The sequence below is a fragment of the Stenotrophomonas sp. CFBP8994 genome (assembly GCF_034044835.1).
Lineage (GTDB): Bacteria > Pseudomonadota > Gammaproteobacteria > Xanthomonadales > Xanthomonadaceae > Stenotrophomonas > Stenotrophomonas rhizophila_A.
Genome location: NZ_JAXCWT010000001.1, coordinates 278,747 through 298,691, shown reverse-complemented (window position 1 = coordinate 298,691; position 19,945 = coordinate 278,747). Strand labels below are relative to the sequence as shown.

Here is a 19,945-nt window from a genome sequence, read left to right as displayed (position 1 = left end):
AGGGGGCGGAGCGTGGACGTGGGGCTGCAACGACGGGTCATCGAGTTGCTGCACGAGGCGGACGTCACCGTTGACGGTGAGCGTCCGCACGACATCCAGGTGCACGACCCGAGTTTCTACGCGCGCGTGATCGCGCACGGGTCGCTCGGCCTGGGCGAAAGCTACATGGACGGGCAATGGGACGCGGAATCGCTGGACGGGTTCCTGCTGCACCTGATGCAGGCGCACCTGGACGAACGCGTGCACGGCTGGCGCGAACTGGGTGACGCGCTCAAGGCGCGGCTGTTCAACCTGCAGTCCGGCGGCGGCAACCTCGAGGTGGGCCGTCGCCATTATGATCTGGGCAACGATCTTTACGGCGCGATGCTGGGCAAGCGGCTGGTCTACAGCTGTGGGTACTGGGCGGGCGCGGACGATCTGGACACCGCGCAGGAAGCCAAGCTCGACCTGATCTGCCGAAAGCTCCGGCTGCGCCCGGGCCAACGCGTGCTCGACATCGGCTGCGGCTGGGGCGAGGCCCTGAAGTTCGCCGCCGAACGCTACGGCGTCTCCGGCGTGGGCATCACCATCTCGCAGGAGCAGGCCGAGTACGCACGTGAGCTGTGCGCCGGGCTGCCGATCGAGATCCGCCTGCAGGACTACCACGATGTCGACGAGACCTTTGACGCGATCCTGTCGGTAGGCATGTTCGAACACGTGGGCGACAAGAACTACCGCAGCTATTTCGAGATGGCGCGGCGTTGCCTGGCAGCGGACGGGTTGTTCCTGCTGCACAGCATCGGCAGCAATCTCTCGCGCCACCGCACCGACCCGTGGATCGCGCGCTACATCTTCCCCAACTCGATGCTGCCGTCGGCGGCGCAGATCACTACCGCCTATGAAGGCCTGTTCGTGCTGGAGGACTGGCACAGTTTCGGCGCCGACTACGACCGCACGCTGCAGGCCTGGCGCAGCAACGTGGAGGCGGCCTGGTCAAGGCTGGACCCGCAACGCTACGACGAACGCTTCAAGCGCATGTGGCGGTTCTACCTGGCCGGCTCGATGTCCAGCTTCTGCTGCCGGCACGCCCAGCTGTGGCAGCTGGTGCTGTCGCCGAATGGCGTTCCGGGCGGGTATGTCGCACCGAGGTGATCACACGCGAACGGTGTGGCATGGCCAGGGACACGCATGGCGTGTCGCTACGTAGGGGCACGCCATGCGTGTCCGCGAAGAATCCGACGAAGAAAAAAAAACCGCCCGGCATGTGCCGGGCGGTTTTGACTTGCAGGCGCGTTACTTCTTTTCCGGAACCAGCCCACGCTTTTCCAGCAGCGGCTCGATCTGCGGTTCGTGGCCGGCGAAGTTCTGGAACAGCTGCATCGCATCCACGCTGCCGCCCTTGGACAACAGGGTTTCGCGGAAATGGTCGCCGTTCTTGCGGCTCAGGCCGCCGTTGTCGCGGAACCACTTCTGGGTGTTGGCATCCAGCACTTCCGACCAGATGTAGGCGTAGTAGCCGGCCGAGTAGCCGCCCATGATGTGGCTGAAGTACGGGGTCTTGTAGCGCGGCGGTACCGGCGCGTAGTAGATGCCGTCCTTCTCCAGCGCCGCGCGCTCGAAGGCCATCACGTCCTTGGCGGCCGGCACCTGGTCCGGGCCGATCTGGTGCCAGCGCTGGTCCAGCATGGCCGCACCCAGGTACTCGGTGGTGGCAAAGCCCTGGTTGAACTTGGCCGCGGCGATCACCTTGTCCAGCAGCGCCTGCGGCATCGCGGTACCGTTCTGGTAGTGCTTGGCGTAGTTCTTCAGGATGAGCGGGTTGTCCGACCACATCTCGTTGACCTGCGAGGGGAACTCGACGAAGTCACGCGGCACCGAGGTGCCCGAGAAGTAGGGGTACTTCACGTTCGAGAACATGCCGTGCAGGGCGTGGCCGAATTCGTGGAAGGTGGTGGTCACTTCATCCCAGGTCAGCAGGGTCGGCTGGCCGGCCGGCGGCTTGGGAATGTTGAGGTGGTTGGCCACCACCGGCTTGAAGCCGGTCAGCTTGGACTGCGACACATAGGAGTTCATCCACGCACCGCCACGCTTGGACGCGCGTGCGTACGGGTCGAAGATGAAGATCGCCAGCTGGCTGCCATCGGCGTCGAACACGTCGTAGACGGTCACGTCGTCGTGGTAGACCGGCAGGTCGGTGCGCTGCTTGAAGGTCAGGCCGTATTCCTGGTTGGCGGCGAAGAACACGCCGTTTTCCAGCACGTTCTTCAGCTCGAAGTACGGCTTGAGCTGGGATTCGTCGAAGTTGTACTTGGCCTGGCGCACCTTCTCGCTGTAGTAGGCCCAGTCCCATGCTTCCAGCTGGAAGCTCTTCTTGCCGGCGGCCTTCTGCTCCTTGTCGATCATCGCCTGCAGGTCGGCCGCTTCGCGCTTGGCATTGGCGACCGCAGCCGGGGCGAGCTGGCCGAGCATGGCGTTGACCGCTTCGGGGGTCTTGGCGGTCTGGTTGGTCAGGTTGTAGGCAGCGAAGTTCTCGAAGCCCATCAGCTTGGCCTTGTCGGCGCGCAGCTGCATGATGCGCGCGACCAGCGCGGTGTTGTCGAACTCGCCACCGCGGCTGCCACGGGTGACCGAGGCATCGTAGATCTTCTTGCGCAGGTCGCGGTTGGCCAGGTTGGTCAGCGGCGGCTGGCCGGTGGTGTTGAGCAGGGCGATGACGTACTTGCCGTCCAGCTTGCGGGCCTTGGCCGCTTCGGAGGCGGCAGCGATCTGTTCGGCCGACAGGCCGTCCAGCTGCTTGACGTCGTCGACGATCACGGCAGATGCGTTCACTTCGTTCTGCACGTTCTGGCTGAACTTGGTGCCCAGGTTGGCCAGCTCGGCGTTCATTTCCTTGAGCTTGGTCTTGTCGGCGTCATTGAGCTTGGCGCCGGCGCGCACGTAGCTCTCGTAGTACTTCTCGACCAGGCGCACGCCTTCGGCATCCAGCCCGAGCTGGGTGCGGGTGTCATACAGGGCCTGGATGCGGGCGAACAGCTTGCCGTTCAGCGCGATCGCATCGCTGTGCGCGGCGAACTTTGCCGAGTAGTCGGCCTGCAGCTTCTTGCGCGCATCGTTCGTGTCGGCGCCGACCAGGCTGAAGAACACGGTGGTCGCACGGTCGAGGGTGTCACCGCTCTTTTCCAGGGCGATGAGGGTGTTGTCGAAGGTCGGCTTGGCCTTGTTGTTGGCGATGGCCTCCACTTCCTTCAGCTGCTGGGCCATGCCGGCATCGAAGGCGGGGGCGAAGTCGCTGTCCTTGATCTTGTCGAACTGCGGGTAGTGCAGCGGCAGGGTGCTGTCGGCGAAGAACGGGTTGGCCTGCTGGGCAGCGCTGGCCGCAGGCGCGGCGGCAACGGCGGAATAGGCGGGCAGGGCAAGGCCGAGGGTCACGGCGACGGCAAGGGCAAGGCGGGTGGTCAAGGGGTAATCTCCGGTCAGACAAGTGCCCGAGGTTAACCCGGGGTGAGGGGTGGGGGCTTGTGTCGAAAGGCATGTGCGGTGGTCGTATCGATACAATGGCCACACCCCTCCCTGGAGCACGACCATGACCACCGCCTTCGATTTCTCGTTCGTGGACCTGGACGGCCAGCAGCAGGACCTTGGCCAGTACCGTGGCAAGGCGCTGCTGCTGGTGAACGTGGCCAGCAAGTGCGGCTTCACGCCCCAGTACAAGGGCCTGGAGGAGGTGTGGCGGGAATACCGCGACCAGGGCCTGGTGGTGATCGGCTTCCCGTGCGATCAGTTCGGCCACCAGGAACCTGGCAACGCGGACGAGATCCGCAGTTTCTGCTCGCTGACCTACGGGGTGGACTTCCCGCTTTCGGAGAAGATCGAGGTCAACGGGGATGGCGCGCACCCGCTGTGGAAATGGCTCAAGGCCGAAAAGTCCGGGCTGCTGGGCATCGGCGCGATCAAATGGAACTTCAGCAAGTTCCTGGTCGGCCGTGATGGCAAGGTGCTCGAACGCTACGCGCCGACTGACAAACCGGAAAACCTGCGCGGCGATATCCAGGCTGCGTTGGGGTGACTGCTGGACACGCATGGCGTGTCCCTACGGATTCGTGACCGGCGAACAGGCGTAGCGACACGCCATGCGTGTCCCACGCGATGCGTCCGGCGCATGCCGCAGCGGTTACTTTTCGACGAACGCGCGCTCGAACACGTAGTGGCCGGGCGTACCGATCCGCGGCGAAGTCTGGAAGCCACGGGCGTCCAGCACGCTGCGCAGGTCGGCCAGCATCTGCGGGCTGCCGCAGATCATGGCGCGGTCGTTTTCCGGGCTCAGTTCGGGCAGGCCCAGGGTGCGCTGCATCTCGCCGCTTTCCATCAGCGAGGTCAGCCGGCCCTGGTTCGGGAACGGTTCGCGGGTCACCGCCGGGTAGTACAGCAGCTTGTCGCCGATCATCTCGCCCAGGAACTCATGCTCGCGCAGTTCCTTCTCGAACAGCTCGCGGTAGGCCAGGTCCTTTTCGTAGCGCACGCCGTGGGTCAGGATCACCTTGTCGAAGCGCTCGTAGGTTTCCGGGTCCTTGATCACCGACAGCCACGGCGCCAGGCCGGTGCCGGTGCCCAGCAGGTACAGGTGCTTGCCCGGGTGCAGGTCGCTGATCAGCAGGGTGCCGGTGGGCTTCTTGCCAACCAGCACCTTGTCGCCCGGTTTGATGTGCTGCAGGCGAGAGGTCAGCGGGCCGTCCTGGACCTTGATGCTGAAGAATTCCAGGTTCTCTTCCCAGTTCGCGCTGGCGATGGAATACGCGCGCAGCAGCGGCCGCGCTTCGGTTTCCAGGCCGATCATCACGAACTGGCCGTTCTCGAAGCGGAAACCGCTGTCGCGGGTCGTGGTGAAGCTGAAGTAGGCGTCGGTCCAGTGACGGACCTCAAGCACCGTTTCGGCGCCGAAAGCGGAAGACATGGGGAGGGGGTCTGATCTGTGTTGTCCCGCCCAGTTTATCTCAAATGAGATAAATTCTCATTGAACCCCGTTCAGCGATATCCCGCCGCCTGCAGTTCGAACAGCTCGGCGTAGCGGCCTCCCTGCGCCATCAGCTGGGCGTGGGTGCCACTCGCCTCGATCCGCCCACCGGCCAGCACCAGGATCCGGTCGGCCATGCGCACCGAGGAGAACCGGTGCGAGATCAGCACGGCGGTGCGGTTGTCGGACAGCTCCTTGAAGCGCTGGAATACCTCGAACTCGGCGCGCGCATCCAGCGCGGCAGTGGGTTCGTCCAGGATCATCACCTGCGCATCGCGCATGTAGGCGCGGGCGATGGCGATCTTCTGCCACTGGCCGCCGGACAGGTCCACGCCCTGCTTGAAGCGCCGCCCGATCAGCTGCTCGTAGCCCTGCGGCAGCCCGGCGATCACATCTTCGGCCATGCCACGGCGCGCGGCGTCGCGGATGCGCGCATCGTCGGTCATCGCTTCGACCAGGCCCACCCCGATGTTCTCGCCGGCACTGAGGTTGTAGCGCACGAAATCCTGGAAGATCACCCCCATGTTGGCGCGCAGGTCGTCCAGGTCGTAGTCGCGCAGGTCGCGGCCGTCGAGCAGGATGCGGCCTTCGTCCGGGTCGTACAGCCGTGCCAGCAGCTTCACCAGCGTGGTCTTGCCGGCGCCGTTCTCGCCGACCAGGGCCAGCACTTCGCCCGCGCGCAGCTCGAAATCCAGATGGCGCACCGCCCAGCTTTCCGCGTCGGGATACTGGAAGCCCACGTTCTCGAACACGAAGCCCTGGGTGATCGGCTGCGGCACCGGTACCGCGTCCGGGCGCGAATGGATTTCCGGCTGGATCTGGAAGAACGAAAACAGATCGTCCAGGTACAGCGCCTGGCTGGCCACCTGCGAAAAGCCGATGAGCAGGCCTTCCAGCAGCTGGCGCAGGCGCAGGAAGCTGCCGGCCAGGAAGGTCAGGTCGCCGATGGAGAAGTCGCCGCGCACCGTGCGCCAGGCGATGTAGGCATAGGCGGTGTAGTAGCCGAGCGTGCCCAGGGCGGCCAGCAGGGTGCCCCAGAACGCGCGTTTGCGCGCCAGCGCGCGGTTGGCGCGGAAGAACTTGTCGGCCAGGAACCGGTAGCGGTCGATCAGGAAGCGGTGGAGGTTGAAGATCTTCACCTCCTTGGCGGTCTCCACGCTGGCACCGATCTGGCGCAGGTAGTCCAGCTGGCGGCGCTCGGGGGTCCACTGGAAGTTGAGGCTGTAGCCGGCCGCGTTGAAGTGCGATTCGCCGATGAATGCCGGCACCAGTGCCACGCCCAGCAGCAGGATCAACCACGGCGCGTAGACCAGCAGGCCCACCGCCAGGCTGGCCACGGTGATGGCGTCCTGGACCTGGCCGAACAGCTGGCTCATCAGGTTCATCCGGCCCATGGTCTGGCGCCGGGCGCGGTCCAGCTTGTCCTGCAGGTCCGGGTCCTCGAAGTCCTCCAGGTCCAGCTCCGCCGCGTGTTCCATCAGGCGCACGCTGGTGACGTTGGTGAACAGCTCCGAGAGCAGGGTGTCGGCGTAACTGACGATGCGGCCGAGCAGGTCCGAGGCGATGGCCAGGCCGAATTCCAGCGCCAGCAGGCCCAGCAGGGGATTGAGCAGGCCGCTGTAGAGCGCTTCATCGAACGGCGGGAAGCCGGCCTCGTGCCGGCTCAGCAGCAGCGCCGCATCGATGATGAGCTTGCCCACGTACAGCATCGCCACCGGCAGCAGCGCACGGATGACGCGCAGCCCCAGGCTGGCGCTGGCCAGTGCCGGGCTGGTCTGCCAGACCTGGCGCAGGAACGGGGGCAGGTTGCGCATCGCCTGGAAGCGTTCGCGCAGGCTGGGATTCTTCGGGCCGGAAGCGCCGGCGGCGGGGGAGGCAGGCATGGCCCCATTGTGCCTGCCATCGCTGTGAAGCCCGGTTGTTTACCGGGGGGCGTCATCCTGTAAGACCGGCCGGGATTGCGTGCTGTGACAGGGCCCGGCGCAGTTGTCGGGAGTGATTCCCACCACCGCCGGGCCGGGGCGCTAAAATGGTGGGCTTACCCCCGCCAGCCCCGAGCAAGCGAGCATTACGTGACATCGATCAAGCAGGAAGACCTCATCCAGTCCATCGCCGACGCGCTGCAGTACATCTCGTACTACCACCCGGTCGACTACATCAAGAGCCTCACCGCCGCCTACGAGCGCGAGGAGTCGCCGGCCGCGAAGGAAGCGATGGCCCAGATCCTGATCAATTCCCGCATGTGCGCCGAAGGCCATCGGCCGATCTGCCAGGACACCGGCATCGTCACCGTGTTCCTGGAAGTGGGCATGAACGTGCGCTGGGACGACGCCACCATGAGCCTGGAAGACATGGCCAATGAAGGCGTGCGCCGCGCGTACAACCACCCGGACAACAAGCTGCGCGCCTCGGTGCTGGCCGATCCGGCCGGCAAGCGCGTCAATACGAAGGACAACACCCCGGGCGTGGTCAACATGAAGATCGTGCCGGGCGACACCGTGGACGTGATCGTGGCGGCCAAGGGCGGCGGTTCGGAAGCCAAGAGCAAGTTCGCCATGCTCAACCCGTCCGACTCCATCGTCGACTGGGTGCTCAAGACCGTGCCGACCATGGGCGCCGGCTGGTGCCCGCCGGGCATGCTCGGCATCGGCATCGGTGGCACTGCGGAAAAGGCGATGCTGCTGGCCAAGGAATCGCTGATGGAGCCGATCGACATCAACGAACTCAAGGCCCGTGGCGCCTCCAACCGCGCCGAAGAACTGCGCCTGGAGCTGTATGACAAGGTCAACGCGCTGGGCATCGGCGCACAGGGCCTGGGCGGCCTGACCACGGTGCTGGACATCAAGGTCAAGGACTTCCCGACCCACGCGGCCAACCTGCCGGTGGCGATGATCCCCAACTGCGCCGCCACCCGCCACGCCCACTTCACCCTGGACGGCAGCGGCCCGGTGATGCTGGACCCGCCGTCGCTGGAAGACTGGCCGCAGATCACCTACGACGCCTCCAAGGGCACCCGCGTCGACCTGGATACCATCACCCCGGAAGACGTGGCCAGCTGGAAGCCGGGCCAGACCCTGCTGCTCAACGGCAAGCTGCTCACCGGCCGCGATGCCGCACACAAGCGCATGGTGGACATGCTCAACAAGGGCGAGCCGCTGCCGGTCGACCTCAAGGGCCGCTTCATCTATTACGTGGGTCCGGTCGATCCGGTGCGCGAGGAAGTGGTGGGCCCGGCCGGCCCGACCACCGCCACCCGCATGGACAAGTTCACCCGCCAGGTGCTGGAACAGACCGGCCTGCTGGGCATGGTCGGCAAGGCCGAGCGCGGCCCGGCCGCGATCGAGGCGATCCGTGACAACAAGTCGGCTTACCTGATGGCGGTGGGCGGTTCTGCCTACCTGGTGTCCAAGGCGATCAAGGCGGCCAAGGTGGTCGGCTTTGCCGACCTGGGCATGGAAGCGATCTACGAATTCACCGTGCAGGACATGCCGGTGACCGTGGCGGTGGATTCCACGGGTGAATCGGTGCACATCACCGGTCCGCGCGAATGGCAGGCGAAGATCGGCAGGATCCCGGTGGTCGTGGCCTGATGCTTCTTGAACAACGGCGCTTCTGGGCGCCGTTGTTCGTTCTACCGGCGCGCGCATAATCAGGGCCTTCCCAACTGCAGGTCCCCGCGCATGGCCACCACGTTGTACGGATCCTCCAGCACCGCCTCGCTGGTGGTGCACTGGCTGCTGATCGAACTGGGCATCGAGCACAAACTGGTGCTGCTCGATTTCGATACCCGCGAGCAGAAATCGGCCGATTACCTGGCCCTCAACCCGGCCGGTCGCGTGCCCACGCTGGTGATCGGCAGCCAGGTCCTGACCGAAGCGGCGGCGATCGCCCTGCACCTGGCCGACCTGCACCCGCAGGCGGGGCTGCTGCCGGCGCCGGGCACGCCTGAGCGTGCGCAGGCCTACCGGTGGATGTTCTGGTGCGCCAACACCCTGCAGCCGGCGTATCGCGCGTGGTTCTACGCCGATGAAGTGGCCGGTGCGGACAACGTGGACGCGGTACGCGAGGGCGCGCGCCAGCAGCTGGAAGCGGGCTGGACACGGTTCGCCGAGCACCTGCAGCAGGCGGGGCCGTACGTGCTGGGCGAACGCATCAGCGTGGTCGATTTCATGCTGGTGATGCTGATGCGCTGGTCACGCAACATGCCCCGGCCAAGCGATACGTGGCCGGAACTGAAGGTCTACGCAGAGCGCATCAAAGCGCGCCCGGCGTTTGCCGAAGCCTACCGCCGCGAAGGCATCACCGACTGGCGGTGATACCGCGTAGCGCCACGCCGCGCCCGGCGTGGCTGCGGCGCAGCGTCAGTACCACTCCAGCAACGACACGCCCAGGCCGATGTAGGTCGCCTTGTGGTTGTAATCGATCATGCTTTCACCGTACCCATCGAAGATCTGCACATGCCCGCGCAGCAGGTTGCTGATCGGGAAGCCGTAATCCAGCTGCACCGCCCCGTGCGAACGGTCGCCACCGCGCAGTGAATGCCGCGCCATCAGCGAAACTTCGTGGCCGTTGCGGTTCCAGGTCAGGGTCGCGTCGCCGCGGCCCATGTAATCCTCGATGTCCGGGTTGTTGTCGTCTTCGCGGTCTTCCGGCAGGCGGTACCACGGGCGCAGCACCAGCGCCCAGTTTTCGCGGTCCAGGCCGATGTTGGCGATCACCCGGTTCCAGCTGCGCGACAGCGGGTCGGCGCGGCCGTTGGACATGTGGGTGAGGCTGAGCCCGCTCATGCGCCCGCGCCAGCCGCCGATGGAATAGCCGTTGCGGAAGACCATCATGATCTCCGGCTCGTAATTGGTTTCGCGGAACGGGCGCGAGTTGTCGGCGTTGTAGGCCTGCCAGCGCGAGCTCTGGGTATACCCGGCCCAGATGTCGCCGTTGTCGCCGAACACGTTCTCCCAGACCTTGGTCTTGAAGCTCAGCTGGAACTTCAGCTCGTTGCTGTCCAGCTGCTGTGGCGTGGTCACCGTGTTGTCCGGGTTGGGCGAGTGCGGCATCTGGTTCTTGTCGCTGGTCCAGAACGCGGGCAGCAGGTACACCGGCTTGTAGGCGCGCAGCTGGAACGCTCCCAGCTTGGAGTCCTGCGCCAGTTCCCAGCGGCTGTCCAGCAACGAACCCTTGCCGGCATTGGCCAGCGCGGAATCATGGCCATCGTTCTTGAACACCTCGCCCAGCCGCTGCTTGACCCGTTCGGTGGGCGGGGCATCGGGCGTGCGCGCCGCCTGGCGCTCTTCCCGACGCTCCTGCTTGGCGGCGGTGGCAGCGGCATCGGCCGCCTGGGTGGTTTCCACCGTGGGTCGGAACAGCTTGTCGTAGCAGGCCAGGCGGGCCACATCGGTGCCCACCAGCGCGCAGGCTTCAGGCGATGCCGGCGTCGGCGCGGCTTCCTGGGCGGCCAGCGGCAGGCTGGCGCTGGCCAGCGCCAAGGCAGAGAACAGGGCCGAACGAGGGCGGTGGGTCATGGAGGCGGGCCGATGAATGGAGGGGAGCGCGGACAGTGTGGCGGCTGCCCGACGTTCCCGCCAGCGCAACGCGACGCACTGACGGGATCAGCGCGTTTATGCCGGTGCCCCCCGTGCGCGCAACGTGAAGCTGGCCGGGCTCAGAAGAACCAGGCGAACGCGAAGATGCCCAGCATCGCGATTATCAGCGCCAGCTTGAGCGCGAACCCCAGCAGGATGCCCAGCCAGGTGGCCAACCCCACCTTGGTGGACCGGCCCAGTTCGCGCGTATGCCAGTACTCGCCGAGCAATGCGCCGGCCAGTGGTCCGGCGAACAGGCCGATCGGCATGAAGAACACGCCGACGATACTGCCGATGAAGGTACCCCACAGCGCCTTGCGGCTGGCCCCGACCCGCTTGGCGCCCACTACCGTGGCCAACACGTCCACGGCGAAGGAGGCCAGCGTCAGCAGGCCGAGCACCGTCAGCGGTACCCAGCCCACATGCACGAAGCCGTCGCCCCAGGCCGCCACCAGCAGGCCGGCGAAGACCAGCGGGATCCCGGGCAGAGCGGGCAGGATGATCCCGGCGATACCGACCAGGACCAGCACCACGGCGGTCAGGTAAAAGATGAATGAAGGGTCCATGCTGTCCAGTATGGTCGTCTATTTGGGGTTGACATATGTGAAATAAGCCAGTTGCTTTTTCATTTGGCCCGGGTTAAGTTGCAGACGCTGAGCTTGGCAAGGTCACCGTGGATCGTGGCCTGATGATGGTAGATCTTCCGATCCGCTCCATCGATGCACCTCGCTTCCCCCTTGCTTGTCAGCCGCCCACAAGGCGTAACCAACTACAGGTCAGTCAGGGAGTAAGGAAGATGGTAGAGAAGGGCACCGTCAAGTGGTTCAATGACGCGAAGGGTTTCGGTTTCATCAGCCGTGAAAGCGGTGAGGACGTGTTCGTACACTTCCGTGCAATCGATTCCCAAGGCTTCAAGAGTCTGAAGGAAGGCCAAGCGGTCGAGTTTGAAGTGACCCAGGGCCAGAAGGGCCTGCAGGCCGACAAGGTGCGCCCGCTCTAAGCGCGCACCGCTCCGGTCTGATCGGAACATGGAAAGGGCCCGCGCAAGCGGGCCCTTTGCTTTCACGCTGCAGCGGCGCAGTGGATCAGCGCAGGACTACGCGACCATTGACCACGCGTACGTAGGTGTTCTCGCGGATCCCGCCGAGGTCACGCTGGTTCACCACCACGGTGCGGCCGTCGTCCATGCGCACGGTGATGTCGAAGGTATCGCTGGTCACGTTCTTCTGGATCTGGTTGCCGGCAAGCGCACCGCCCACCGCGCCCGCAGCGGCGGCGATGTTCTGGTTGCCCTTGCTGCCGCCGGTGTGGTCGGAGATTTCATGGCCGGCCACGGCGCCGACCAGGCCGCCCAGGATCGCGCCGGTGGCGCTCGGTGCCGTTCGGCCGGAGGCCACCTGGTTGATGCGGGTCACGATGCCGCAATCGGCGCAGCGGTTGGTGTTGTAGTTGCCGCTGTTGTTATAGCCGTTGTTGTAGCCGTTGTTGTTGTAGCCGCCGCCGTAGCCAGGCGAGGTGGTGGCACAGCCGGCCAGCGCGACGGTAGCGACGGCGGCGGCAGCAATGAGTTGGATCTTCATGGTGGTTCTCCTGGCCAGAAGGGGTGGTCGTGAATGCGTCTGGGGCGCATGGCGCAGATCCTGTCCTGTCCCGCGTGAACAGGGTGCCAATCCGGCCACCGCTTCGTGGCTGCCAGATGAATCAGCGGAAATCCTGGTGGCAGGCCTTGCAGTCGGTCTGGATCTTTTCGACCAGCTGGCCCATGGCCACGCAGTCGGTAGGCGGCGCCGCCAGCGCGGTGTTGAGCGTGGCGCGCAGGCCGCTGGCGTGCTGCTGGAACTGCGCACTGTCCTTCAGGTCGGGGAACGCAAGGTCCAGGTCGTTGGACAGCGAGCGCAGCGTCTGCAGGCGCGGCACGCTGTCGGCCAGGCTGCAGCGGTTCTGCGCCTGCGCATCGCGCAACAGCGCCACCTGGCGCTCCATCACGTGCATCAGGCTGCCGGGGAACGGGTCCTGGCGGGCCTGGATCGCGCGGGACACCATCACCGTGGCGACCAGGCCGATCACCAGCCCCAGGCCTGCGACAAACAGATAGCGGTAAGCGGCGGACGGGCGGCGGGTGGGGACGGGGGCATTCATGCGGGTGGCTTCCTTGTGGGTGGCTCGCAGCATCCTACCGCTGGCCGCATCACGACCGTACGTGGCGGGCGCCGGGCCGTCTAAAATGGGCGGCATGAACGACGTATTGCGCGAACGCTTTGCCGGCATCGACCGGTTGTATGGGGTGGGTACCGTGGACCAGCTGTCGCAGCGCCGGGTGGCGGTGGTCGGCATGGGCGGGGTGGGCTCGTGGGTGGTGGAAGCACTGGCGCGCACGGCGGTGGGGCACCTGACCCTGATCGACGCCGACGACATCTGCGTGTCCAACACCAACCGCCAGCTGCCGGCGCTGGCCGGGCAGTACGGGCGCAACAAGGCCGAGGCAATGGCCGAGCGCTGCGTTGCGATCAACCCGGACATCAGCGTTGATGCGGTTGCCTCGTTCCTGACCGTGTCGAACATGGTCGAGCTGCTCGACCGCGACTTCGACCTGGTCATCGACGCCTGCGACAGCTTCCGGGTCAAGGTGGAAACCATTGCCTGGTGCCGCCGCCGCAAGCTGCCCATCCTCACCGTGGGCGCGGCCGGTGGCCGGACCGACCCGACCCTGGTGCGCATCCGTGACGTCTCGCGCACCGAGCACGACGCCATGCTGGCCCTGATCCGCAAGAAGCTGCGCAGCGATTTCAACTTCCCGAAGAACGCCTCGCGCTACTTCGGCGTACCGGCGGTGTACTCGCTGGAGAACGTGAAGTACCCGCAGGCCGATGGCAGCGTGTGCGGCGTGCGCCCGCAGCTGGGTGCCGATGCCGCGTTGAAGCTGGACTGCGGCGCCGGGCTGGGCGCGGCCACGCATATCACCGGCGCGTTCGCGTTCGCGGCGGTGGGCAAGGCGTTGGAGATGCTGTTGAAGAGCAAACCTGCACGGGTCTAGCGCATCGAGCTACTGCCTTGCGTTTTCGCCCCCGTATTCGCCTTACGAATTGGCGCGGCGATTCCTCACCTGTGTGCCCGGTTTTCGATGATGCAGGCAAACGATTCAAGCAGACACAATTGACGGCATTGGAAGCGATCTGGAGTCGCTTTATTTGTGGTCAAGGAGGGTCTGATGCGCGTCCTTTGCGCGGCATTGTTGTTGCTGGTGGGAAGTGGGGCCGGTTATCTCTGGCTCCGAGCCTCCGAATCAGTCGTGGATGCACCATTCAAGTCCGTGCGGATCGGCGCGGCTGCAGAAGCGACGCAGGTGCGCAACGGTTACCGCAGCAACCCGGCGTCCCCGGAGTCGGCAACGCGCAGGCAGTTGATCCAGGGTCGTGCCTATTACATCAAGTCCCCACCGATGGATCTTGAAGGTGATGCCTTGGAATTCGTCAGCCAGAGGCTGGCGGCAGCTCGAGGCGGAAGCGGTCTGGCCAGCTATGAAATTCACCTCCGCATTGATTCATGCAAGCGGGTAATGAAGCCTGGCGACCAGGGTGTCTATCTTGCCTATGCGCGGGAAGGCCTTGGTCAGCAATATATGCGCGGTGTGGAGAAGGAGCTTCAGAACTGCGCCAAGCTTCTATCCAGCGGCGATCTGCTGGATGAAAACTGGCTCGAACAGGCTGCCCAGCAAGGCGAAGTTGAAGCGCAGCTGCTATATGCCCAAGATCCCGCCGCAACGCTTGGGACCTTCGGTGATCTTCTGGCAGACCCCGAGCGAGCATTTGAGTACCGCAGCATGGCGGTCTCCCTGCTCCAGCGCGCGCTGCAGTCAGGAAGCCTGGATGCCCTCGATGCGCTTGGCGACATCTATCAGCGCGGCATCCTTGCACCCAAGGACCCTTCTGCCGCATACGCACACAAGCTCGCACTCCAGCAGACGGACGCCTTGCCGTCCCGCAGCACGGAGTTGGCTGAGCTCCGGAGCGTCCTTACTCCGGCTGAAATCTCGGCAGCGGAGGTTGCTGCGAAGGAACTCAAGAAAACCTGCTGCATCTAATGGAGAAATGTTGCATGAAGCGTTGGGAAATTGTGGAGAGGTCTGTACCACCTACGAGATGACCGGCAGCAGGGACTGGAATGCCATCGACCGAAAGAGTATTACGGGTGCAAGACCCGGTGGCGGCAATGGCACTGGTGGCGGAGGCTCCGGAGGCGGTGGTTACACCGGACCCATCGGCGGAGGCAGTTATGGTGGTGGCGGTTACACGGGCAGCGTCACCGTCGGAGGTCCAACCCCTGAAAAGCCGTCGCGTCCTACACATCAGGACTGAGTCTTCTTCGTGTCGTCGGCCTGGGTCAAAGCCACGCAGGGCGTGGCTCTACCTGAGGGCGAACAGCCGGCGTGCGTTGGCGGAAGTCTGGTCGGCAATTGCCTCCACCGTTTCTCCGCGCAACTTCGCTACGGTTTCTGCAATCACCGTCAGCCGCGCCGGCTCATTGCGCTGGCCGCGGATGCCGGCGTCCGGCTGGTCCGGCGCATCGGTTTCCAGCAGCAGCTGCTCCAGCGGCAGCTGTGCCACCAGTCGCTGCAGGCGCTGGGCGCGGTCATAGGTCAGCGGGCCGCCGAGGCCGACCAGGAAGCCAAGCTTGTGCAATTGCGTGGCCTGTTCCGGGCTGCCGGGAAAACTGTGGATCACCCCGCGCAGGCCGCCCACCTGTTTGATGGCGGCGATCACCGCATCCACCGCGCGCCGGGCATGCACGATCACCGGCAGGTCGAACTCGCGCGCGATCCGCAACTGCCCGTCGAAGTAAAACTGCTGCCGGTCGGCATCCAGGCCTTCCACGAAGAAATCCAGTCCGCATTCGCCCACCGCACACGGCTGCTCGCGGGCGATCCACTCGCGCAGCTGGTCCAGGTGCTCCGGGCGATGCTGGTCCAGGAACATGGGGTGCAGCCCATATGCCGGATACAGCCCGTCGGCCAACTGGCAGGTCTCACGCAGCTTGGGCCAGCTGGCGGCGGTCACGGCGGGCACCACCTGTGTTCGAACACCTGCCGCCTGAGCGCGCGCGATCACCTGGGCGCGGTCGTGGTCGAATTCGTCCGCGTCCAGGTGGCAGTGGCTGTCGATCAGGCTCACGCGTCGCGCCGGTCCAGGCGCGGCGGCAGGGTGTCGCTGCGGCGCTTCCAGTTGGCCAGCAGCAGCGTGCCCAGCCCGAACAGGATTTCATCCACGAACGGAATCGGGTCTGGAATGAACAGCGTTACCGCGAACAGCGCCGCGGTGATCTTGAACAGCGTGGGGTAACGCAGTCCGCGCGCCCATTTCATGACGGGTAGCAGCAGGGGACCGGGCATCGCACTCTCCTCGACAAGTGGTGTAAACGCTATCACGAGCCCTGCGACGACAGAACCTGAATGGGGAGGCGGGTCGTAAGCGTCATGTGGAGATACCGTTCAGGGTTCGCATGCTGGAATCCGCATCAAGAACGTTGCGGATCGCCCGCAGGGAGTCGGATATGAAAAGCACAACTACTACTGTCCTGGTCGCTGCAGGCGCCCTGCTGGTCGGGGGCATCGCCACCGCCGCCTTCATGAAAAGCGGTAGCTCCACCGACCCGGTTACCGCCGCGCAGACCCGCCCGAGCCTGGACACCACGCCGCTGGCCGACGATGGTGCGCGCACCGACGAACTCGCCGTGGACAAGGCCGGCCGGTTGGAATACGCCGACGTGGTCAAGGTCGATCCGCTGACCCAGAAGGAAAAGGCCTACGCCACCGTGATCGGCACCGAGCCGGTGCGTGAGACCTCCACCACCCAGACTCCGCACGAGGTCTGCAACGACGTGGTGGTGCAGGAACGCCTGCCCGAGCGCGACGGCAATGTCGGCGGCACCGTGGCCGGCGCCGTCATCGGCGGCCTGCTGGGCAACCAGGTGGGCGGCGGCAATGGCCGCAAGGCTGCCACCGCCGCCGGCGCCGTTGCTGGCGGCGTGATCGGCAACCAGGTGGACAAGCGCCATGTCGGTGGCCGCGTGGTCAACCGCACCGAGCGCCAGTGCCACACCGAGACGGCCACCTCCGAATCGACCAAGGTCACCGGCTACAACGTGACCTACCGCAATGAAGACGGCACCACTGGCACCATGCGCATGGCCAGCAAGCCGGGCAACCGCATCGCCATGGGCACCACCAGCAACGTCACCGGCTACAATGTGACCTACCGCTACGACGGCGTTGAAAAGACCGTCAAGATGGCCAACAAGCCCAGCAGCGACCGCCTGCCGGTCGTCGACGGCCAGCTGGTCACCCAGACCGCCGCGCTGGATACCGCCCGCCAGTAATCGGGGCGCTGTGCAGCAGGTACGAAGAGGCCGGCATCTTGCCGGCCTCTTTCGTTCTGCGAAGATGGCCCCCGGCTTACCAACGGGGTACCCCATGAGCATTTTCGATCTGCGCCTGGAAACCGACCGGCTGATCCTGCGCCCGCCACGCGCGGAGGACTTCGACGCCTTCCTGCAGTTCTGCACCGATCCGCAGGTGATGCAGCACCTGGGCGGGGTGCAGGCGCCGTCCCAGGCCTGGCGCAGTTTCAGCTGCCTGGCGGGCAGTTGGCACCTGTATGGCTTCTCGATGTTCTCGGTGATCGAGAAGAGCAGCGGCGACTGGGTGGGGCGCATGGGGCCGTGGCAACCGCTGGACTGGCCTGGGACCGAAGTCGGCTGGAGCATCCGCCACGCCAGCTGGGGCAAGGGCTACGCACCGGAGGCGGCGGTTGCCGCCATCGACTGGGCGTTCGACACGCTCGGCTGGGACGAGGTGATCCACACCATCGATGCGGCCAATGAGAACTCCAAGGCCGTCGCGCGCAAGCTCGGCAGCACGCTGCTGCGCATGGGCGAACTGCCGCCGCCGCACGATGGCAAGCCGATCGAGATCTGGGGGCAGTCGCGCCACCAGTGGCGTCGAACGGGGACGCAGGAGGTTAAGTCCACTTAACCACCTCAGTCCCCTTTTTGGGCCATGCTCGGCGCGGTCGTCCGTTCGGCCCAGCTGGAGGGTGTGCATGGTTGCCGTGGTTCCCGATCCGATTCCCGCGCGCATGAAGGGCCTGAACCGGGCCGAGATATGCGACGCCAACTTCATCGAATTCGTGCAGCACTGGGATGGCCCCGCCGCCCCACGCCCCGCCGGCGATGCGCCGATCCTGCCGGGCAGCACGCTGGACGCGCAGGGCTTCGATGCGCTGTTCGAGTCGCAGCTGGTCAGCCGCCATCTGGACCTGATGGCGCGCGTGCTGCGCGTGCAGAACAAGGTCTTCTACACCATCGGTTCGTCCGGCCACGAAGGCAATGCGCTGGTGGCGCGGCTGGCCCGGCACACTGATCCGGCGTTCCTGCATTACCGCTCCGGCGCGTTCATGGCCGAGCGCTTCCGCCAGCTGCCGGGCATGGACCCGGTGATGGACGCGGCGCTGTCCTTCGCTGCCAGCCGCGACGATCCGGCCAGCGGCGGGCGCCACAAGGTGTGGGGCAGCAAGCCGCTGTGGGTGCTGCCCCAGACCTCCACCATCGCCTCGCACCTGCCCAAGGCGCTGGGCACCGCGCTGGCCATTGAAACCGCGCGCCGCATCGGCCATGGCCTGCCGATTCCCGACGACAGCGTGGTGATCTGTTCCTTCGGCGATGCTTCGGCCAACCATGCCACCGCGCAGACCGCGTTCAACACCGCCGCCTGGGCCGCTTACCAGCGCCTGCCGGCACCAGTGTTGTTCGTCTGCGAGGACAATGGCATCGGCATTTCGGTGAAAACGCCGGACGGGTGGATTGCCGACAGCTTCAGTCACCGGCCCGGCCTGGACTACTTCTTCGCCGATGGTCTGGACCTGGCCAGCGGCCACGCGCAGGTGCAACACGCGCTGGAGCATTGCCGCCGCACCCGGCGCCCGACGTTCCTGCACCTGCGCACCACGCGGTTGATGGGCCACGCGGGGACGGATTTCGAGATCGAATGGCGGCCGCTGCCGGAGCTGTGCGCGGCAGAGGCGGCCGATCCACTGCTGCGCTCGGCGCAGATCGCGTTGGAGTCCGGTTGGATGACGCCCGCCCAGGTGCTGGCGCGTTACGAGGCGATGCGCGCGCGCTGCTTCGCTGCCGCCGACGCGGCCGACCAGCGGCCCAAGCTGGGCGAGCTGGCCGAGATCATGGCGCCGCTGGCGCCCTACACCCCCGCGGCCGTGCATGCCGAAGCCCGCCGCGTGCCGGCGGCGGAGGCGCGCGAGGCGATGTTCGGCGGCGCGGGGCAGTTGCCGGAACGGCAGCCACCGCGGCACCTGGCGATCCAGATCAACCAGGCCCTGCACGACCTGCTGTGCAAGTACCCTTCGTCACTGCTGTTCGGCGAGGACGTCGCGCAGAAGGGCGGGGTGTACACGGTCAGCAAGGGGCTGCTGAAAGCCTTCGGCCCGCGCCGGGTGTTCAACACGCTGCTGGATGAAACCATGATCCTGGGCATGGCCCAGGGCCTGGCCAATCTTGGCATGCTGCCGATCCCGGAAATCCAGTACCTGGCCTACCTGCACAACGCCGCCGACCAGCTGCGCGGCGAGGCCTGTTCGCTGCAGTTCTTTTCCAACGACCAGTACCGCAACCCGATGTTGGTGCGCATTGCCGGGCTGGGCTACCAGAAGGGCTTCGGCGGCCACTTCCACAACGACAACTCGATCGCCGCGCTGCGCGACATCCCCGGGCTGGTGGTGGGCTGCGCCTCGCGCGGTGATGACGCGGCGATGATGCTGCGCACGCTGGCGGCGCTGGCCCAGGTCGATGGGCGGGTGGCGGTGTTCCTGGAGCCCATCGCGCTGTACATGACCAAGGACCTGCACGCACCCGGTGATGGCCAATGGTTGTTTCCGTACCCTGCGCCGGACCAGGCGCTGGTGCTGGGCGAGGGGCGGGTATACGCAGCCGAGGCCAACGACCTGGTGATCTTCACCTACGGCAACGGGGTGCCGATGAGCCTGCGTGCGGCGCGCACCATTGAAGCCGAACTCGGCTGGCAGGTGCGGGTGGTCGACCTGCGCTGGCTGGTGCCGCTCAACGCCGGCTTCATTGCCGGGCAGGCTGCCGATGCCCGGCGGGTGATGGTGGTGGACGAGGGCCGGCACAGCGCGGGGGTGGGGGAGGGGGTGATCACCGCGCTGGTCGAGGCCGGCTTCGGCCACCTGCCGCTGCAGCGGGTGTGCGGGGCCGATACCTACACACCGCTCGCGGGGGCAGCAATGTGCGTGCTTCCAAGCGACAATGCAGTAACAAGCGCCGCGCGGGTGTTGGCGCAGGACCATTGACG

19 protein-coding genes are annotated in these 19,945 nt (G+C 65.8%); 10 read left to right on the top strand and 9 right to left on the bottom strand.

Annotation, left to right across the window (positions count from 1 at the left end; translation table 11 throughout):
• The first annotated feature begins 12 nt into the window (after window positions 1-12).
• Complete coding sequence (gene cfa, locus SOM39_RS01450) at window positions 13-1,131, top strand: cyclopropane fatty acyl phospholipid synthase (RefSeq protein ID WP_320457267.1); 1,119 nt, start codon at window positions 13-15, stop codon at window positions 1,129-1,131.
• A 141-nt stretch (window positions 1,132-1,272) separates the two neighbouring features.
• Here cfa and SOM39_RS01445 read toward each other — a convergent pair whose 3' ends face one another.
• Window positions 1,273-3,438, bottom strand: coding sequence for a M3 family metallopeptidase (locus SOM39_RS01445; protein WP_320457266.1), 2,166 nt, complete (start codon window positions 3,436-3,438; stop codon window positions 1,273-1,275).
• A gap of 124 nt (window positions 3,439-3,562) precedes the next feature.
• On the opposite strand from SOM39_RS01445, the gene SOM39_RS01440 reads away from it, so the two are divergent.
• Complete coding sequence (locus tag SOM39_RS01440) at window positions 3,563-4,045, top strand: glutathione peroxidase (RefSeq protein ID WP_320457265.1); 483 nt, start codon at window positions 3,563-3,565, stop codon at window positions 4,043-4,045.
• 105 nt (window positions 4,046-4,150) lie between these two features.
• On the opposite strand, the gene SOM39_RS01435 is transcribed toward SOM39_RS01440, so the two are convergent.
• Window positions 4,151-4,930: a ferredoxin--NADP reductase gene (locus tag SOM39_RS01435; protein ID WP_068853026.1), complete on the bottom strand. Its 780-nt coding sequence runs from the start codon at window positions 4,928-4,930 to the stop codon at window positions 4,151-4,153.
• A 71-nt stretch (window positions 4,931-5,001) separates the two neighbouring features.
• Entirely contained in the window at window positions 5,002-6,873 is a 1,872-nt protein-coding gene (locus SOM39_RS01430) for an ABC transporter ATP-binding protein (RefSeq protein ID WP_068853025.1), read from the bottom strand.
• A gap of 189 nt (window positions 6,874-7,062) precedes the next feature.
• Here SOM39_RS01430 and SOM39_RS01425 point away from each other — a divergent pair, with 189 nt between their 5' ends.
• A complete protein-coding gene (locus SOM39_RS01425) occupies window positions 7,063-8,580 on the top strand; it encodes a fumarate hydratase (protein ID WP_068853024.1) in 1,518 nt (505 codons plus the stop codon).
• 90 nt (window positions 8,581-8,670) lie between these two features.
• Entirely contained in the window at window positions 8,671-9,306 is a 636-nt protein-coding gene (locus SOM39_RS01420) for a glutathione S-transferase family protein (protein WP_320457264.1), read from the top strand.
• A 45-nt stretch (window positions 9,307-9,351) separates the two neighbouring features.
• Here SOM39_RS01420 and SOM39_RS01415 read toward each other — a convergent pair whose 3' ends face one another.
• Window positions 9,352-10,509 (bottom strand): phospholipase A, encoded by a 1,158-nt coding sequence (locus SOM39_RS01415; protein ID WP_320457263.1) that lies wholly within the window; start codon window positions 10,507-10,509, stop codon window positions 9,352-9,354.
• Between the two features lie 140 nt (window positions 10,510-10,649).
• A complete protein-coding gene (locus SOM39_RS01410) occupies window positions 10,650-11,135 on the bottom strand; it encodes a DUF456 domain-containing protein (RefSeq protein WP_320457262.1) in 486 nt (161 codons plus the stop codon).
• Window positions 11,136-11,365: 230 nt separating this feature from the next.
• Between SOM39_RS01410 and SOM39_RS01405 the strand changes: the two genes are divergently transcribed.
• Window positions 11,366-11,569, top strand: coding sequence for a cold-shock protein (locus SOM39_RS01405; RefSeq protein ID WP_095362768.1), 204 nt, complete (start codon window positions 11,366-11,368; stop codon window positions 11,567-11,569).
• 85 nt (window positions 11,570-11,654) lie between these two features.
• Here the strand turns inward: SOM39_RS01405 and SOM39_RS01400 are convergent, their stop codons facing one another.
• The gene (locus SOM39_RS01400; RefSeq protein ID WP_068853017.1) at window positions 11,655-12,149 is read right to left on the bottom strand and encodes a glycine zipper 2TM domain-containing protein; all 495 of its coding nucleotides are present in this window, start codon (window positions 12,147-12,149) and stop codon (window positions 11,655-11,657) included.
• Between the two features lie 121 nt (window positions 12,150-12,270).
• On the bottom strand, window positions 12,271-12,708 hold the full coding sequence (locus SOM39_RS01395) for a cytochrome c (protein ID WP_095362767.1): 438 nt from the start codon (window positions 12,706-12,708) through the stop codon (window positions 12,271-12,273).
• 94 nt (window positions 12,709-12,802) lie between these two features.
• Here SOM39_RS01395 and SOM39_RS01390 point away from each other — a divergent pair, with 94 nt between their 5' ends.
• Window positions 12,803-13,603 (top strand): tRNA threonylcarbamoyladenosine dehydratase, encoded by an 801-nt coding sequence (locus SOM39_RS01390; RefSeq protein WP_093532586.1) that lies wholly within the window; start codon window positions 12,803-12,805, stop codon window positions 13,601-13,603.
• Between the two features lie 174 nt (window positions 13,604-13,777).
• Complete coding sequence (locus tag SOM39_RS01385) at window positions 13,778-14,650, top strand: hypothetical protein (RefSeq protein ID WP_320457261.1); 873 nt, start codon at window positions 13,778-13,780, stop codon at window positions 14,648-14,650.
• A gap of 322 nt (window positions 14,651-14,972) precedes the next feature.
• On the opposite strand, the gene SOM39_RS01380 is transcribed toward SOM39_RS01385, so the two are convergent.
• A complete protein-coding gene (locus SOM39_RS01380; protein WP_320457260.1) occupies window positions 14,973-15,737 on the bottom strand; it encodes a TatD family hydrolase in 765 nt (254 codons plus the stop codon).
• Entirely contained in the window at window positions 15,734-15,955 is a 222-nt protein-coding gene (locus SOM39_RS01375; RefSeq protein ID WP_068853007.1) for a DUF6116 family protein, read from the bottom strand. The genes SOM39_RS01380 and SOM39_RS01375 overlap by 4 nt, the downstream gene beginning before the upstream one ends.
• Before the next feature lie 161 nt (window positions 15,956-16,116).
• Between SOM39_RS01375 and SOM39_RS01370 the strand changes: the two genes are divergently transcribed.
• The 3 genes from SOM39_RS01370 (at window position 16,117) to SOM39_RS01360 (ending at window position 19,943) form a co-directional block, all read left to right on the top strand.
• On the top strand, window positions 16,117-16,941 hold the full coding sequence (locus SOM39_RS01370; protein ID WP_068853004.1) for a glycine zipper 2TM domain-containing protein: 825 nt from the start codon (window positions 16,117-16,119) through the stop codon (window positions 16,939-16,941).
• Between the two features lie 94 nt (window positions 16,942-17,035).
• Complete coding sequence (locus tag SOM39_RS01365) at window positions 17,036-17,596, top strand: GNAT family N-acetyltransferase (RefSeq protein WP_320457259.1); 561 nt, start codon at window positions 17,036-17,038, stop codon at window positions 17,594-17,596.
• A 67-nt stretch (window positions 17,597-17,663) separates the two neighbouring features.
• Window positions 17,664-19,943, top strand: coding sequence for a thiamine pyrophosphate-dependent enzyme (locus tag SOM39_RS01360; protein ID WP_320457258.1), 2,280 nt, complete (start codon window positions 17,664-17,666; stop codon window positions 19,941-19,943).
• Window positions 19,944-19,945: the final 2 nt, after the last annotated feature.